The organism is Streptomyces sp. B93, from assembly GCF_018070565.1.
GTDB lineage: Bacteria > Actinomycetota > Actinomycetes > Streptomycetales > Streptomycetaceae > Streptomyces.
Window position 1 is genome coordinate 236,489 of the sequence record NZ_JAGPXL010000001.1, and the last position, 15,200, is coordinate 251,688.

Annotated in this window: 11 protein-coding genes and 1 pseudogene; 3 read left to right on the forward strand and 9 right to left on the reverse strand. The window is 71.0% G+C overall.

Features of this window, described 5'->3' with window-relative positions; genetic code table 11:
• Positions 1-11 precede the first annotated feature (11 nt).
• Complete coding sequence (locus KBY47_RS01110; RefSeq protein ID WP_210918915.1) at positions 12-731, reverse strand: VWA domain-containing protein; 720 nt, start codon at positions 729-731, stop codon at positions 12-14.
• A 154-nt stretch (positions 732-885) separates the two neighbouring features.
• Between KBY47_RS01110 and KBY47_RS01115 the strand changes: the two genes are divergently transcribed.
• Both KBY47_RS01115 and KBY47_RS01120 read left to right on the forward strand, forming a co-directional pair.
• The gene (locus KBY47_RS01115) at positions 886-1,809 is read left to right on the forward strand and encodes a rhomboid family intramembrane serine protease (RefSeq protein WP_210918916.1); all 924 of its coding nucleotides are present in this window, start codon (positions 886-888) and stop codon (positions 1,807-1,809) included.
• Between the two features lie 22 nt (positions 1,810-1,831).
• The gene (locus tag KBY47_RS01120) at positions 1,832-2,755 is read left to right on the forward strand and encodes a chitosanase (RefSeq protein ID WP_210918917.1); all 924 of its coding nucleotides are present in this window, start codon (positions 1,832-1,834) and stop codon (positions 2,753-2,755) included.
• A 110-nt stretch (positions 2,756-2,865) separates the two neighbouring features.
• On the opposite strand, the gene KBY47_RS01125 is transcribed toward KBY47_RS01120, so the two are convergent.
• The 3 genes from KBY47_RS01125 to KBY47_RS01135 all read right to left on the reverse strand — a co-directional run bounded on the left by KBY47_RS01125 (position 2,866) and on the right by KBY47_RS01135 (position 10,050).
• A complete protein-coding gene (locus KBY47_RS01125; protein WP_210918918.1) occupies positions 2,866-4,329 on the reverse strand; it encodes a glutamate synthase subunit beta in 1,464 nt (487 codons plus the stop codon).
• The gene (gene gltB, locus KBY47_RS01130) at positions 4,322-8,920 is read right to left on the reverse strand and encodes a glutamate synthase large subunit (protein ID WP_210919153.1); all 4,599 of its coding nucleotides are present in this window, start codon (positions 8,918-8,920) and stop codon (positions 4,322-4,324) included. The genes KBY47_RS01125 and gltB overlap by 8 nt, the downstream gene beginning before the upstream one ends.
• A 398-nt stretch (positions 8,921-9,318) precedes the next feature.
• A complete protein-coding gene (locus KBY47_RS01135) occupies positions 9,319-10,050 on the reverse strand; it encodes a VIT1/CCC1 transporter family protein (protein ID WP_210918919.1) in 732 nt (243 codons plus the stop codon).
• 248 nt (positions 10,051-10,298) lie between these two features.
• Between KBY47_RS01135 and KBY47_RS01140 the strand changes: the two are divergent.
• Positions 10,299-10,630 (forward strand): annotated as a pseudogene (locus tag KBY47_RS01140) (ADP-ribosylglycohydrolase family protein); the annotation flags it as partial.
• Positions 10,631-10,824: 194 nt separating this feature from the next.
• On the opposite strand, the gene lgt reads toward KBY47_RS01140, so the two are convergent.
• From lgt to trpM, 5 genes are all read right to left on the reverse strand, one after another.
• Entirely contained in the window at positions 10,825-11,850 is a 1,026-nt protein-coding gene (gene lgt / locus KBY47_RS01145; RefSeq protein ID WP_210918920.1) for a prolipoprotein diacylglyceryl transferase, read from the reverse strand.
• Between the two features lie 73 nt (positions 11,851-11,923).
• Entirely contained in the window at positions 11,924-12,700 is a 777-nt protein-coding gene (locus KBY47_RS01150) for a thioredoxin domain-containing protein (protein WP_210918921.1), read from the reverse strand.
• Positions 12,701-12,788: 88 nt separating this feature from the next.
• Entirely contained in the window at positions 12,789-13,607 is an 819-nt protein-coding gene (trpA, locus tag KBY47_RS01155; protein WP_210918922.1) for a tryptophan synthase subunit alpha, read from the reverse strand.
• A complete protein-coding gene (gene trpB, locus KBY47_RS01160; protein WP_210918923.1) occupies positions 13,604-14,890 on the reverse strand; it encodes a tryptophan synthase subunit beta in 1,287 nt (428 codons plus the stop codon). The genes trpA and trpB overlap by 4 nt, the downstream gene beginning before the upstream one ends.
• Before the next feature lie 107 nt (positions 14,891-14,997).
• Positions 14,998-15,171 (reverse strand): tryptophan biosynthesis modulator TrpM, encoded by a 174-nt coding sequence (gene trpM / locus KBY47_RS37310; protein WP_374103047.1) that lies wholly within the window; start codon positions 15,169-15,171, stop codon positions 14,998-15,000.
• Positions 15,172-15,200: the final 29 nt, after the last annotated feature.

Consider the following 15,200-nt stretch of genomic DNA (forward strand, 5'->3'; position numbering starts at 1 on the left):
GGCCGCCCCCGTCACCCCACGATCCCCCGAGCCCGAGCCGCCGCCAGCCACTGCGGGAACTCGCCCACCAACCGGTCGTACAGCTCCGCGTCGGAGACCTTCCGCGGGTCGCGTCCGGCGTGGAAGAACCCGGCGTTGTCGACGACACGCTTGCCGGGCACGGGCAGCTCGTCGAGTCTGCGCAGATAGTCGAACTGCTTGCTGCCCGGGTCCCCGAAGCCGACGAACTGCCAGAACAGCGGCAGCCGGGCCGCCTTGCACAGATACCGTTCCGCGGCGAGCCGGTTGATCGGCCCGCCGTCGGTCTGGAAGACGACCAGCGCCGGTTCCCCGGTGCCGCTGTCGAGGTAGTGGTCGATGACGGCGTCCATGGCCAGGTGGTAGCTGGTCTTGCCCATGTGCCCGAGCCCGGCCACGATCCGCTCGATCCGCCCCTGGTGGCCGTCGAGCGCGAGGTCGGTGACCGCGTCGACGTCGGTGGAGAAGAACACCACCGGCACGATCCCGTCGTCGTCGAGGTGCGCCGACAGCCCGAGCACCCGGTCGGCCAGCGCCTGCACGGTGCCGTCCTTGTAGTACGGCTTCATGGAACCGGAGTAGTCGATCACCAGATAGACCGCGGCCCGCACGCCGCCCAGCCCGTGCTTGTCGAGGGAGGTTCCGGCCTTCTTGTAGAGGTCGACGAGCGCGGGCGCGGTTTCCGCCACCTTGCTCAGACTGATCGCGGCCATTCGAGTCCCCCCGGGTCCTGTCGGTGCAAACGGTCCGTCGACCGTACGACAGCCGCCCCTGCGATCTCACCTCCCACAGCTGTTCGATAGGTTGGTTCGCCGCCGTCCCCACCGGCTCACCCGTCCCGATCTGTCCCGTTCCGAGGAGCCGGCCGTGGAGCCCGAGTCCACCCTGACCACCTGCTACCGACATCCGGCGGTGGAGTCGCACGTCCGCTGCACCCGGTGCGACCGGTACATCTGCCCGGACTGCATGCGCGAGGCACCGGTCGGTCACCAGTGCGTGGAGTGCGTGAAGGAGGGCGCGCGGTCGGTCCGCGAGGCCCGCACGGCGTTCGGTGGCCGGATCGCGACGGCGCCCGTGGTGACGTACACCCTGATCGGACTGAATGTCCTGATCTATCTGGCCGCGCTGGTGCGGCCGGGGATCGTGGACCGGTTCGAGATGGTCGCGGCCCGTGTGGTGGGCCCGGACGGCGCGTACTACGTCCACGACGCCGTCCTGCTGGGGCACTTCGACGCCGAAGGGGTCGCCGCCGGTGAGTGGGAGCGGCTGATCACCAGCGGGTTCCTGCACCTCCAGCCGACCGAGGGCACCTTCGGCATCGCGCACATCGTGCTGAACATGCTCGCGCTGTGGCAGCTCGGCCGGATCGTGGAACCGCACCTCGGCCGCGTCCGCTATCTGGCGCTGTACCTGCTGGCGACGCTCGGCGGCTCGGTCCTCGAGCTGCTGCTCGCCGACCCGGGCGTCCCCTTCGTCGGCGCGTCCGGCGCGATCTTCGGTCTGGGCGCTGCGTACTACGTGATGGCCCGCCGCCTCGGCGCCGACATGGCCGACGTCAACCGGTTCATGGCCTTCCTGCTGATCTGGCTGCTGATCTCCGCCGGGCTCACCTCCTGGCAGGGCCACCTCGGCGGGCTGCTGACCGGCGCCGCGGTGATGACGGCGTACGCCTACGCACCCGCCGGGCCGCGCCGGACGCTGATCCAGGCGGGCGCCTGCGCGGGGGTGCTGGTGGTGCTCCTGCTGCTGGCATATGTGAGAGTGACGGATCTGACGGGAGGAGCGGCCTAGTTTCGGCCGTACGGTGAACGACATGAAAAGAGCCGGTTGTCTGTTCCTCGCCGTCGTACCCGTCCTGGTGACGGCCGGGGCGTATTTCCTGGCGCCGTCCGACTCGGGGACGGACGCGTCGAAGGAGTCCGTGTCCACGTCCCAGGCGGCGCGTGACGACGCCAGGGCGAAGGCCGAGCGCAAGCACGCCGACGACCGGGCCGCCGACGACAAGCTGATCGCGTCCCTGCCGCCGGGCCTCGCGGCGCCGGACAAGAAGGAACTCGCGCACAAGATCGTCTCCACCGCGGAGAACTCCACGCTGGACTGGCGCACTTCCTACGACTACATAGAGGACCTCGACGACGGCCAGGGCTACACGGCCGGGATAGCGGGCTTCTGCACCGGCACCCACGATCTGCTCGCCCTCGTCGAGCGCTACACCGAGGACCACCCCGACAACGGCCTCGCCGCCTATCTGCCCGCCCTGCGTGAGGTCGACGGCACGGACTCCCACGAGGGTCTCGACCCCGGTTTCACCGACGCCTGGCGCGCGGAGGCGGAGGTTCCGGCGTTCCGTGAGGCGCAGGAGCAGGAGCGCGACCGCGCCTACTTCGACCCGGCGGTGCGCCTGGCCAAGCTGGACGGCCTGGGCACCCTCGGCCAGTTCGTCTACTACGACGCGATGGTCTTCCACGGCCCCGACACCGACCCGACCGGCTTCTACGGCATGCGGGAACTGGCCCTCGAGAAGGCCGGCACCCCGGCGGCGGGCGGCTCGGAGACGGAGTTCCTCAACACGTTCCTGGACGTGCGCCGCGAGGCGATGAAGTCCAGCGAGCACGCGCGGCACAACGACACCAGCCGTATCGACACCGCCCAGCGCGCCTTCCTCCAGGCCGGGAACCTGAACCTGGACACCCCGCTGGTGTGGCGGATGTACGGCGAGACCTACCAGGTCCCCTGAGAGCCGAGACATGCGGCGGCGCCTGCCCATACGGTCCGGTCGGGGACTGGTGGGCAGGCGCCGTCTGTGTCCCGTACGCCTTTGTACGGAAACGTCTTTGTGAGGACCCGTCAGACCGCCAGGGCGCGGTCGGTCGGGCGGATCGGGGCGGGCAGGTCGCTCGCGCCGGTCAGGAACCGGTCGACACCGCGGGCGGCCGAGCGGCCCTCGGCGATCGCCCACACGATGAGCGACTGGCCGCGGCCCGCGTCACCGGCGACGAAGACTCCGGGGACGTTGGTCTGGAAGTCGGCGTCGCGGGCGATGTTACCCCGCTCGTCGAGGTCCAGGCCGAACTGTTCCACCAGGCCGTTGTCGCGGTCGGTGCCGGTGAAGCCCATGGCGAGGGTGACCAGCTGGGCGGGGATCTTGCGCTCGGTGCCCGGCTTCTGGGTCAGCTTGCCGCTGACGAACTCGACCTCGGCCAGGTGCAGCCACTGCACGTTGCCGTCCTCGTCGCCCTCGAAGTGGGTGGTGGAGACGGAGTAGACCCGCTCACCGCCCTCCTCGTGCGCGGAGGTGACCTTGTACAGCAGGGGGAAGGTCGGCCACGGCTGGGAGACCGCGTCCCGCTCGTCGTTCGGGCGGGGCATGATCTCCAGCTGTGTCACCGAGGCCGCGCCCTGCCGGTGGGCGGTGCCCACGCAGTCGGCGCCGGTGTCGCCGCCGCCGATGACGACGACGTGCTTGCCCTCGGCCGAGATCGGCGGGCTGACGTAGTCGCCCTCCTGGACCTTGTTGGCCAGCGGCAGGTACTCCATGGCCTGGTAGACGCCCTTGAGTTCGCGGCCGGGGACCGGCAGGTCACGGGCGGTGGTGGCGCCGACGGCGAGCACGACGGCGTCGTAGCGCTTCTTCAGGTCGGTGGCCTTCAGGTCGCGGCCGATCTCGACGCCGGTGCGGAACCGGGTGCCCTCCGCGCGCATCTGCTCGATACGGCGGTTGATGTGCCGCTTCTCCATCTTGAACTCGGGGATCCCGTACCGCAGCAGGCCACCGACGCGGTCGGCGCGCTCGAAGACGGCGACGGTGTGCCCGGCCCGGGTCAGCTGCTGCGCGGCGGCGAGACCGGCGGGGCCGGAGCCGACCACCGCGACGGTCTTGCCGGACAGCCGCTCGGGGATCTGCGGGGCGACGTCACCGGTCTCCCACGCCTTGTCGATGATCGAGACCTCGACGTTCTTGATGGTGACCGGCGGCTGGTTGATGCCGAGCACACACGCCGACTCGCACGGGGCCGGGCACAGACGGCCGGTGAACTCCGGGAAGTTGTTGGTGGCGTGCAGCCGCTCGGAGGCGGCCTGCCAGTCCTCGCGGTAGGCGTAGTCGTTCCACTCGGGGATCAGGTTCCCCAGCGGGCAGCCGTTGTGGCAGAACGGGATGCCGCAGTCCATGCAGCGGCTGGCCTGCTTGCTGATGATCGGCAGCAGCGAGCCGGGGACGTAGACCTCGTTCCAGTCCCTGACGCGCTCCTCGACGGGGCGGGACCTGGCGACCTCGCGGCCGTGGTTCAGAAAGCCCTTCGGGTCAGCCATTGATCGCCGCCTCCATCATCTTCTCGTGGGTCTCGGACTCGGAGAGACCGGCTCGCTCGGCGGCGTCCTTGGCGGCGAGCACTGCCTTGTACGTGCTGGGGATGATCTTGCTGAACCGCTCCACGGCGGCGGGCCACTCGGCGAGCAGCTTCTCGGCGACCGTCGAACCGGTCTCCTCGGCGTGGCGGCGCACCACGTCGTGCAGCCAGTCCTTGTCCGCGTCGTCCAGCGCCTGTACGGCGTCCAGGTTGCCGACGTTGACGTTGTCCCGTTCGAGGTCGATGACGTAGGCGACACCGCCGGACATACCGGCCGCGAAGTTGCGTCCCGTCTCGCCGAGGACGACGGCGTGACCGCCGGTCATGTACTCGCAGCCGTGGTCGCCCACGCCCTCGGAGACGACCAGCGCGCCGGAGTTGCGCACGCAGAACCGCTCGCCGACCTTGCCGCGCAGGAACATCTCGCCGCCGGTGGCGCCGTAGGCGAGGGTGTTGCCCGCGATCGTGGAGAACTCGGCGAGGTGGTCGGCGCCCCGGTCCGGGCGGACGACGATCCGGCCACCGGACAGGCCCTTGCCGACGTAGTCGTTGGCGTCGCCCTCCAGCCGCAGCGTGACACCGCGCGGGACGAAGGCGCCGAAGGACTGGCCGGCGCTGCCGGTGAAGGTGATGTCGATGGTGTCGTCGGGCAGGCCCGCACCGCCGAACTTCTTGGTCACCTCGTGGCCGAGCATGGTGCCGACCGTGCGGTTGATGTTGCGGATGGCGACCTGGGCGCGCACCGGCTGCGCCTCGGTGGCGGAGTCGGCGGACAGGGCGTCCGCGGCGAGCTTGATCAGCTCGTTGTCGAGCGCCTTCTCCAGGCCGTGGTCCTGGGCGACGATCTGGTGCCGCACGGCGCCCTCGGGCAGCGTGGGCACGTGCAGCAGCGGCGCCAGGTCCAGGCCCTGGGCCTTCCAGTGGTCGACCGCGCGGCTGACGTCGAGGACCTCGGCGTGGCCGACGGCCTCCTCGATGGAGCGGAAGCCCAGCTCGGCGAGCAGCTCGCGGACTTCCTCGGCGATGAACTGGAAGAAGTTCACGACGTACTCGGCCTTGCCGGAGAACCGGCCGCGCAGGGTCGGGTTCTGGGTGGCGATGCCGACGGGGCAGGTGTCCAGGTGGCAGACGCGCATCATCACGCAGCCGGAGACGACCAGCGGCGCGGTCGCGAAGCCGAACTCCTCGGCGCCGAGCAGCGCGGCGATGACGACGTCCCGGCCGGTCTTCAGCTGGCCGTCCGTCTGGACGACGATCCGGTCCCGCAGGCCGTTGAGCAGCAGGGTCTGCTGGGTCTCGGCGAGGCCCAGCTCCCAGGGGCCGCCCGCGTGCTTCAGCGAGGTCAGCGGGGAGGCGCCGGTGCCGCCGTCGTGGCCGGAGATCAGGACGACGTCCGCGTGCGCCTTGGAGACGCCCGCGGCGACGGTGCCGACGCCGACCTCGGAGACCAGCTTGACGTGAATGCGCGCCTTCGGGTTGGCGTTCTTCAGGTCGTGGATCAGCTGGGCCAGGTCCTCGATGGAGTAGATGTCGTGGTGCGGCGGCGGCGAGATGAGGCCGACGCCCGGCGTGGAGTGCCGGGTCTTGGCGACCCACGGGTAGACCTTGTGGCCGGGCAGCTGGCCGCCCTCGCCGGGCTTGGCGCCCTGGGCCATCTTGATCTGGATGTCGTCGGAGTTGACCAGGTACTCGCTGGTCACGCCGAAGCGGCCGGAGGCGACCTGCTTGATCGAGGACCGGCGGGCCGGGTCGTACAGGCGCTCGGGGTCCTCGCCGCCCTCACCGGTGTTGGACTTGCCGCCCAGCTGGTTCATGGCGACGGCGAGGGTCTCGTGCGCCTCCTGCGAGATGGAGCCGTACGACATGGCGCCGGTGGAGAACCGCTTGACGATCTCGGAGACCGGCTCGACCTCCTCGACGGGGATCGGCGCCCGGCCGGACTTGAGGCCGAACAGGCCGCGCAGCGTCATCAGGCGCTCGGACTGCTCGTTCACGCGGTCGGTGTACTTCTTGAAGATGTCGTAGCGGCCGGTGCGCGTGGAGTGCTGGAGGCGGAAGACCGTCTCCGGGTCGAACAGGTGCGGCTCGCCCTCGCGGCGCCACTGGTACTCGCCGCCGATCTCCAGGGCGCGGTGCGCCGGGGCGATGCCCGAGGCCGGGTACGCCTTGGCGTGCCGGGCGGCGACCTCCTTGGCGATGACGTCGATGCCGACGCCGCCGATCTTGGTGGCGGTGCCGTTGAAGTACTTCTCCACGAAGCCCTGGTCGAGACCGACGGCCTCGAAGACCTGGGCGCCGCGGTAGGAGGCGACGGTGGAGATGCCCATCTTGGACATGACCTTCAGGACGCCCTTGCCGAGGGCGTAGATCAGGTTGCGGATGGCCTGCTCGGGCTCCATGCCGGGCAGGAAGGTGCCCGCGCGGACCAGGTCCTCGACGGACTCCATCGCCAGGTACGGGTTGACCGCGGCGGCGCCGTAGCCGATGAGCAGGGCGACGTGGTGGACCTCGCGGACGTCACCGGCCTCGACCAGCAGGCCCACCTGGGTGCGCTGCTTGGTGCGGATGAGGTGGTGGTGGACGGCCGCGGTGAGCAGCAGCGACGGGATCGGCGCGTGCTCGGCGTCGGAGTGCCGGTCGGACAGGACGATCAGCCGGGCGCCGTTGGCGATGGCGGCGTCGGCCTCGGCGCAGATCTCGTCGATGCGGGCGGCCAGCGCGTCGCCGCCGCCGTGCACCCGGTACAGACCGGAGAGGGTGGCGGCCTTGAAGCCGGGCATGTCGCCGTCGGCGTTGATGTGGATGAGCTTGGCCAGCTCGTCGTTGTCGATCACCGGGAAGGGCAGCACGACGGTGCGGCAGGACGCGGCACTCGGGTCGAGCAGGTTGCCCGAGGGGCCCAGCGACGAGCGCAGGGAGGTGACCAGTTCCTCACGGATCGCGTCCAGCGGCGGGTTGGTGACCTGCGCGAACAGCTGGGTGAAGTAGTCGAAGAGCAGCCGGGGACGCTCGGAGAGGGCGGCGATCGGCGAGTCGGTGCCCATGGAGCCGATCGGCTCGGCGGCGGCCTTGGCCATCGGCGCCAGGATGACCCGCAGCTCCTCCTCGGTGTAGCCGAAGGTCTGCTGGCGGCGGGTGACGGAGGCGTGGGTGTGGACGATGTGCTCGCGCTCGGGCAGGTCGCCCAGCTCGATCTCACCGGCCTCCAGCCACTCGGCGTAGGGCTGCTCGGCGGCGAGCTGCGCCTTGATCTCGTCGTCCTCGATGATGCGGTGCTCGGCGGTGTCGACGAGGAACATCCGGCCCGGCTGGAGGCGGCCCTTGCGGACGACCTTGGCGGGGTCGATGTCGAGGACGCCGACCTCGGAGCCGAGGACGACGAGGCCGTCGTCGGTGACCCAGTAGCGGCCGGGGCGCAGACCGTTGCGGTCGAGGACGGCGCCGACCTGGGTGCCGTCGGTGAAGGTGACGCAGGCGGGGCCGTCCCAGGGCTCCATCATCGTGGAGTGGAACTGGTAGAAGGCGCGCCGGGCCGGGTCCATGGAGTCGTGGTTCTCCCACGCCTCCGGGATCATCATCAGCACGGAGTGCGGCAGCGAACGCCCGCCGAGGTGGAGCAGCTCCAGCACCTCGTCGAAGGAGGCGGAGTCGGAGGCGTCGGGTGTGCACACCGGGAAGATCCGGTCGAGGTCCTTGCCGTCGCCGCCGAACAGGTCGGAGACCAGCTGCGACTCGCGGGCCACCATCCAGTTCCGGTTGCCCTTGACGGTGTTGATCTCACCGTTGTGCGCGACGAAGCGGTAGGGGTGGGCGAGCGGCCAGGACGGGAAGGTGTTGGTGGAGAACCGGGAGTGCACGAGCGCGATCGCGGAGGCGAAGCGGCGGTCGGACAGGTCCGGGAAGAAGGGTTCCAGCTGGCCGGTGGTGAGCATGCCCTTGTAGACGATGGTGCGGGCCGACAGCGAGGGGAAGTAGACCCCGGCCTCGCGCTCGGCGCGCTTGCGCAGCACGAAGGCCCTGCGGTCGAGGTCGATGCCCTGGCTGGCGCCGTCCGTGACGAAGATCTGGCGGAAGACCGGCATGGTCGACCGGGCGGTGGCGCCGAGGAGTTCGGGGGCGACGGGAACCTCGCGCCAGCCGAGTACGGTGAGGCCCTCCTCACCGGCGATCGTCTCGATACGTGAGACAGTCGCGTCGGTTCCGTCCTCCGGCAGGAAGGCGATGCCGACGGCGTAGCCACCGGCCTCGGGGAGTTCGAATCCGGCCACCTCGCGGAAGAAGGCGTCGGGGACCTGGGAGAGGATCCCGGCGCCGTCCCCGGAGTCCGGCTCGGAGCCCGTGGCACCGCGGTGCTCCAGGTTGCGCAGGACGGTGAGTGCCTGGTCAACAAGGGTGTGGGACGCCTCGCCGGTGAGGGTGGCGACGAAGCCGACGCCACAGGCGTCGTGCTCGTGGCGGGGGTCGTACATACCCTGCGCAGCAGGGCGAGCATCCATGAACGTCCAGTTCTGGCCGTTCGCGGAGTGCTGGGACGGCTGGCGCGGCGTACGCATCGGCTCTCCCGTCGTCGTCAAGTGGCTGAAGGTCCCTCCGAGGCCGAACGACCTGGAGGAGCAAGGCGCAAGGGACGACGCTGGCCCTCTGCGTGGATGCAAAATTTCGTGCAGGTTACATGATGGAGCGGTTCCCGGGAACCGGATACTCCGTTCCAGCATGCGGACGCCGCGGGTGGCGGCGGGGCACCGCTCACAAGCGGCGGAAGCAATGGGGACCGAAGCGGACAGATCCATGCCCGTCGGCCCGAGGGCGAGGAGAGTGTCGTCGCTGACCCCACGGGTGCGCGGCAGGCGTCATTGCCCACAGCGCTTACGGCTCATGCCCCGCGGTTAAGCACTCGAAACCAACCAGTAACGGTTATTTATGCGGCCCAACGCATAAATGCGAGCCCTCGCTATCCTAGGGCGATTCCGAACAGGCTGCCCAGGGCGTACGTCACACCGGCCGCCGCACCGCCCAGCGCCAGCTGCCGCAGTCCGCTGAACCACCAGCTCCGCGCGGTCACCTTGGCCACGACGGCACCGCAGGCGAACAGCCCGATCAGCGCGACCAGCACGGCGGGCCACAGCGCACTCGCCCCGAGCAGGTACGGCAGTACGGGCAGCAGGGCGCCCAGCGCGAAGGCGCCGAAGCTGGACACCGCGGCGACCAGGGGCGAGGGCAGGTCGCCGGGGTCGATGCCCAGTTCCTCACGGGCGTGGATCTCCAGCGCCTGCTCCGGGTCGCGGGAGAGCTGCCGGGCCACCTCCCCCGCCAGGCCGGGCTCCACCCCGCGGGCCACGTACAGCGCGGCCAGCTCGGCCTCCTCGTCCTTGGGGTGCTTGCGCAGCTCCCGCCGCTCCACGTCCAGCTCGGCCTCGACCAGCTCGCGCTGGGAGGCGACCGAGGTGTACTCGCCGGCGGCCATCGAGAAGGCGCCGGCGGCGAGCCCGGCGAGCCCGGTCAGCACGATGGTCTGCTGACCGACCGAGCCACCGGCGACGCCGGTCATCAGCGCGAGGTTGGACACCAGACCGTCCATCGCGCCGAAGACGGCGGGGCGCAGCCAGCCGCCGTTGACGTCCCGGTGCGTGTGGTTGTCGCGGTGTGCCTCGTGCAGCGCCGCCTCGGTCTCGATGATGGCCATGCGTTCCCCCCAGGGAGCCTCTTTAGACAGATTCCACTTCTTGACGGCATCAACAGTACGCCGGGAATTCCCCGCCCGCCAGCAAGGAAAGGCTGCGCTAACCTGCGGTTTTACCGTTCTGCGCTTGTCTGAAGGATCTTCCTCACAGATGTCGACCGGGTCACAGTGCGGCGCCGACGGCTCGGAGGAATCGCCCGACGGGGACACATCCCCCAGGGCATCGACCGCGTGCGCCCCTCCGGTTCCGGCCCTCCGGGACGCGGCGGCTCACCCGGGAACTGGACACCCTCGCCGCGCACAACCCGACGACGACGCTCCCCCTCCCCATCGCCCTGAACCAGCCCCAGGAGCCGCTGCGCCTCGGTCCCTCCGACGACGCGGAGTGGGCGGCGTTCGCGGCGGAGGAACTGCTGCGGGCCGGGGGGACGGCAGGGTGCTCGGCGATCTCGGCCGGGAGCGCCGCACACGCGCCGCCATCGACCTGACCTGGAACGCCGTGGCCGGTGAGATCGCCGCCGCGGCCGAACGCGCCCCCACGGCCGAGTCCGCCGCGCTCCCGCTGCGCGCCCGGATCTCCGTCCCGGACGCAGGCGGCGCCTGCGTACTGGCCCGGCTCCCCCACCCCAGCCGCCGGTAGCCCGCCCGTCCATGACGAACCCAGCCGCCCCCGCCCACCGGCCTGCGCGTCTTCGTCGCTGGCGGTCCGGCGCCGAGGCCACACGACCGAGGGCGCCCGGATCACTCCGGGCGCCCTCGACGTCGTACGACCGCCGGTCAGCTCTTCTTCGCCGACCCGGCCTCGTCCTTGGCCTCGTCGTCCTTGGCCTCGTCGTCCTCGGACTCGCCGTCCTCGGACTCGGTGTCCCCAGTCTTGCTGTCTGCGGGCCCGTCGGCCTCGGTGTCCTGGGCGGCTTCGGCGTCCTTGTCGCCCTCGGCCGCCCCGTCCGCGTCGGTGTCGGCGCCGTCCTTCGGGCCGTCGTCCGCCGCGCCCGGCTCCACCACCGGCTCCCGCCCCGGCCGCATCCGTGCCGACAGCACGATGTAGAGCACGGCGAGCAGGAACACGAACAGCGCGGTCCAGTTGTTCAGGCGCAGCCCGAGGATCTCGTGCGCCTCGTCGACGCGCATGTACTCGATCCAGAAGCGGCCCGCGCAGTACGCGGCGACGTACAGCGCGAACGCCCGGCCATGGCCCAGCTTGAAGCGGCGGTCGGCCCAGATCACCAGCAGCGCGACGCCGATGCACCACAAGGACTCGTACAGGAACGTCGGGTGGTAGTACCCGGGCACCCGGCCGTCCGCGGAGGAGGTGATGTGCAGGGCCCACGGCAGGTCCGTCTCCCTGCCGTACAGCTCCTGGTTGAACCAGTTGCCCCAGCGGCCGATCGCCTGGGCGAAGGCGATACCGGGCGCGACGGCGTCGGCGTACGCGGGCAGCGGGATGCCACGGCGGCGGCAGCCGATCCACGCGCCGAGCGCGCCGAAGGCGATCGCGCCCCAGATGCCGAGGCCGCCCTCCCAGATCTTGAAGGCGTCCACCCAGTCACGGCCCTCGCTGAAGTACAGCTCGTAGTCCGTGATCACGTGGTAGAGACGGCCGCCGATCAGGCCGAACGGCACCGCCCAGACCGCGATGTCGGCCACGGTGCCGGCCCGCCCGCCACGGGCGATCCAGCGCCGGTTGCCGAGCCAGACGGCCACGAAGACGCCGATGATGATGCAGAACGCATATCCGCGCAGCGGGATGGGGCCGAGGTGCAGCACTCCGCGCGACGGGCTGGGGATGTAGGCAAGTTCCATGGCAAGGTCGACGCTACCCTGCCGGGCCCGCCTGACGGCAGGCGGACCGGCTACGGGTCCATAACGGGAACGCTCAGTTCTGGTCCGCCTGCTCGACCAGCTCCTTCAGCTTCGCCGGGGTCATCGCGCGGTCCTGGACGATGTTCTTGCCCTGGAAGAGGACGGTCGGGGTGCCCGTGAAACCGCCGGCGCGGAAGGCCTGGTTGGACTTGTCGACCCAGCTGTCGTGCGTCCCGTCCTGCACACAGGCGCGGAAGGCGGGGGTGTCCAGGCCCTCCACCTCGCCCGCCAGCTCGATCAGCCTGCCGGAGTCGGCGAAGGCGTCGTCGGTCTCGGGGGGCTGCTGGTCGTAGAGCACGTCGTGGTACGCCGTGAAGTGCCCGGCGTCCTGCGCGCAGGCGGCGGCGTTGGCGGCCTGGCGGGAGCCGCTGCCGCCCATGTTGCCGTCGATGATGGTGGCCAGTCGGTACTCGACCTTCAGCTTTCCGGCGTCGGTCAGCTCATGGATCGTCGAGCGGTAGGCCTGCTCGAAGGACTTGCAGGCCGGGCAGCGGAAGTCCTCCCAGACGGTGAGCGTCGACCTCGCGCCCTCCTGGCCGACCGGGATGGCCAGGCTGTCCTTGCCCTGGGCGCCGGAGGGCGCCACGACCGGGCCCGCCTTCTCGCCGCCGTCGTCCTTGCCCGCGTTGGCCGCGATCACGCCGACCACCGCGGCGAGTCCCAGCACGCCGATGACGGTGACGCCCACGATCAGTCCGCGCCGCCGCTTCTCCGCGCGCTTCTGCTTCTCACGCTCGACCGCCAGCCGCTCCCGGGCGGTCCGCTTTCCCTCACGGTTCTTCTCGCTCACACCCCGCAGAACGAACCGGAGAGGCGCAGCGCGCCTCCCCGGTCCCAGGTCCACCCGTTCGAGCGACCCCCGGCGAAGGGCCGCCCCGCTAGGCCTGTGCGCGCACGCCCTCGGCCAGCTCGCCCGCGAGCGCGCGCACGGCCTCGAGCCCGGCCGCGTGGTCGGGGGCGTCCAGCATCCGCTTGACGAAGGCCGACCCGACGATCACGCCGTCGGCGAAGCCCGCGACCTCGGCGGCCTGGGTGGCGTTCGAGACGCCGAGCCCGACGCAGACGGGCAGCGCGGTCCCGGTCGCGCGGGTGCGTTCGACCAGGTCGTGGGCCTGTGCGCCGACCGACTCGCGGGTGCCGGTGACGCCCATCAGGGAGGCGGCGTAGACGAACCCGCTGCCCGCGGCGGTGATCTCGGCGAGCCGCGCGTCCTTGCTGCTGGGCGCGACCACGAACACCGTGGCGAGCTGGTGCTTCTCGGCGTGCTCGCGCCACAGCGCCGACTCCTGCACCGGCAGGTCGGGCAGGATGCACCCGGCCCCGCCCGCCTCGGCCAGTTCGGCGGTGAACCGCTCGACGCCGTAGCGGTCGATGGGGTTCCAGTACGTCATCACGAGCACCGGCTTCCCGGTCGCCTCGTACGCCTCGCGCACCGTGCGCATCACGTCGGCGATCTTCACACCGCCGCGCAGGGCGATGTCGTCGGCGGTCTGGATGACCGGGCCGTCGAGCACCGGGTCGCTGTGCGGCAGCCCGACCTCGACGACGTCGGCGCCGCCGTCGAACGCGGCCTTGACCGCCTCGATGCCGCCGTCCACGGTCGGGAACCCGGCGGGCAGGTAGGCGATGAGCGAGGACCGGCCCTCGGCCCTGGCGCCCGCGAGGGTGTCCGTCAACAGCTGGATGTTGCCGCTCACTTGGCGTCCCCCTCGATCTCGGCGGTGTCGGTGTCCGCGTCGGCGGCGACCTCGGCGTCGGTGTCGTAGAGGCCGAAGTAGCGGGCGGCGGTGTCCATGTCCTTGTCGCCGCGCCCGGACAGGTTGACCACGATCAGCCCGTCCTCGCCCAGTTCCCTGCCGACCTCAAGGGCGCCCGCGAGGGCGTGGGCGCTCTCGATGGCCGGGATGATGCCCTCGGTGCGTGACAGCAGGCGCAGCGCCTGCATGGCCGCGTCGTCGGTGACCGCGCGGTACTCGCCGCGGCCGCTGTCCTTGAGCCAGGAGTGCTCGGGGCCGATGCCCGGGTAGTCCAGGCCCGCGGAGATCGAGTACGGCTCGGTGATCTGGCCCTCCTCGTCCTGGAGGACGTAGGACCGGGAGCCGTGCAGGATGCCGGGCTCGCCCGCGGTGAGGGTGGCCGCGTGCTCGCCGGTCTCGACGCCGTGCCCGGCGGGTTCGCAGCCGATGAGGCGGACGGAGGCGTCGGGGATGAAGGCGTGGAAGAGGCCGATGGCGTTGGAGCCGCCGCCGACGCAGGCGATGGCGGCGTCGGGGAGGCGCCCGGCGCGCTCCAGCAGCTGGCGGCGGGTCTCGACCCCGATGACGCGGTGGAAGTCGCGGACCATCGCCGGGAAGGGGTGCGGTCCGGCGACGGTGCCGAAGAGGTAGTGGGTGTGGTCGACGTTGGCGACCCAGTCGCGGAAGGCCTCGTTGATGGCGTCCTTCAGGGTGCGGCTGCCGGACTTCACGGCGATGACCTCGGCGCCGAGCATCCGCATCCGGGCCACGTTGAGGGCCTGGCGGCGGGTGTCGATCTCGCCCATGTAGATGGTGCAGTCAAGGCCGAACAGGGCGCAGGCGGTGGCGGTGGCGACGCCGTGCTGACCGGCGCCGGTCTCGGCGATGACCCGGGTCTTGCCCATCCGCTTGGTGAGCAGGGCCTGGCCGAGCACGTTGTTGATCTTGTGGGAGCCGGTGTGGTTCAGGTCCTCGCGCTTGAGGAAGACCCGGGCGCCACCGGCGTGCTCGGCGAACCGGGGCACCTCGGTGAGCGCGCTGGGGCGGCCGGTGTAGTTGACGAGCAGGTCGTCCAGCTCACGGGCGAACTCGGGGTCGGCCTTGGCCTTGTCGAACTCGACGGCGACCTCGTCGACGGCGGCGACGAGGGCCTCCGGGATGAACTTGCCGCCGAACGCGCCGAAGTAGCCTTCGGGGCTCGGGAGCTGACCCTCCGGGTCGGGGATGAAGAACTCGCTGGGCATGCGGAAACCTCACGGGAGTGTTTGGTGGTCAAACGAATCGCCGTGGGGCGAAGGGTTGTCTGGCGGCTGCGGGCCGGTTGTGGCCGTTCGCGCAGTTCCCCGCGCCCCTAAGAGGGGCGCTGCCATCGACGCCCGTTGACCTGCCCGGGCTCGTCCCCGATCACGTACCGCACCCGGCGGCCGTGGACACGCCTCGCGGGCGCGCGGCAGCCGCGCGGGCGGCAGCCCCGGGCCAGACGGGCGTACGGGTCCCTGGTCGTCAGGGTGATCGGGAGAGTCATCGCGAGAAATACTAGCCGCGTACGGCCGT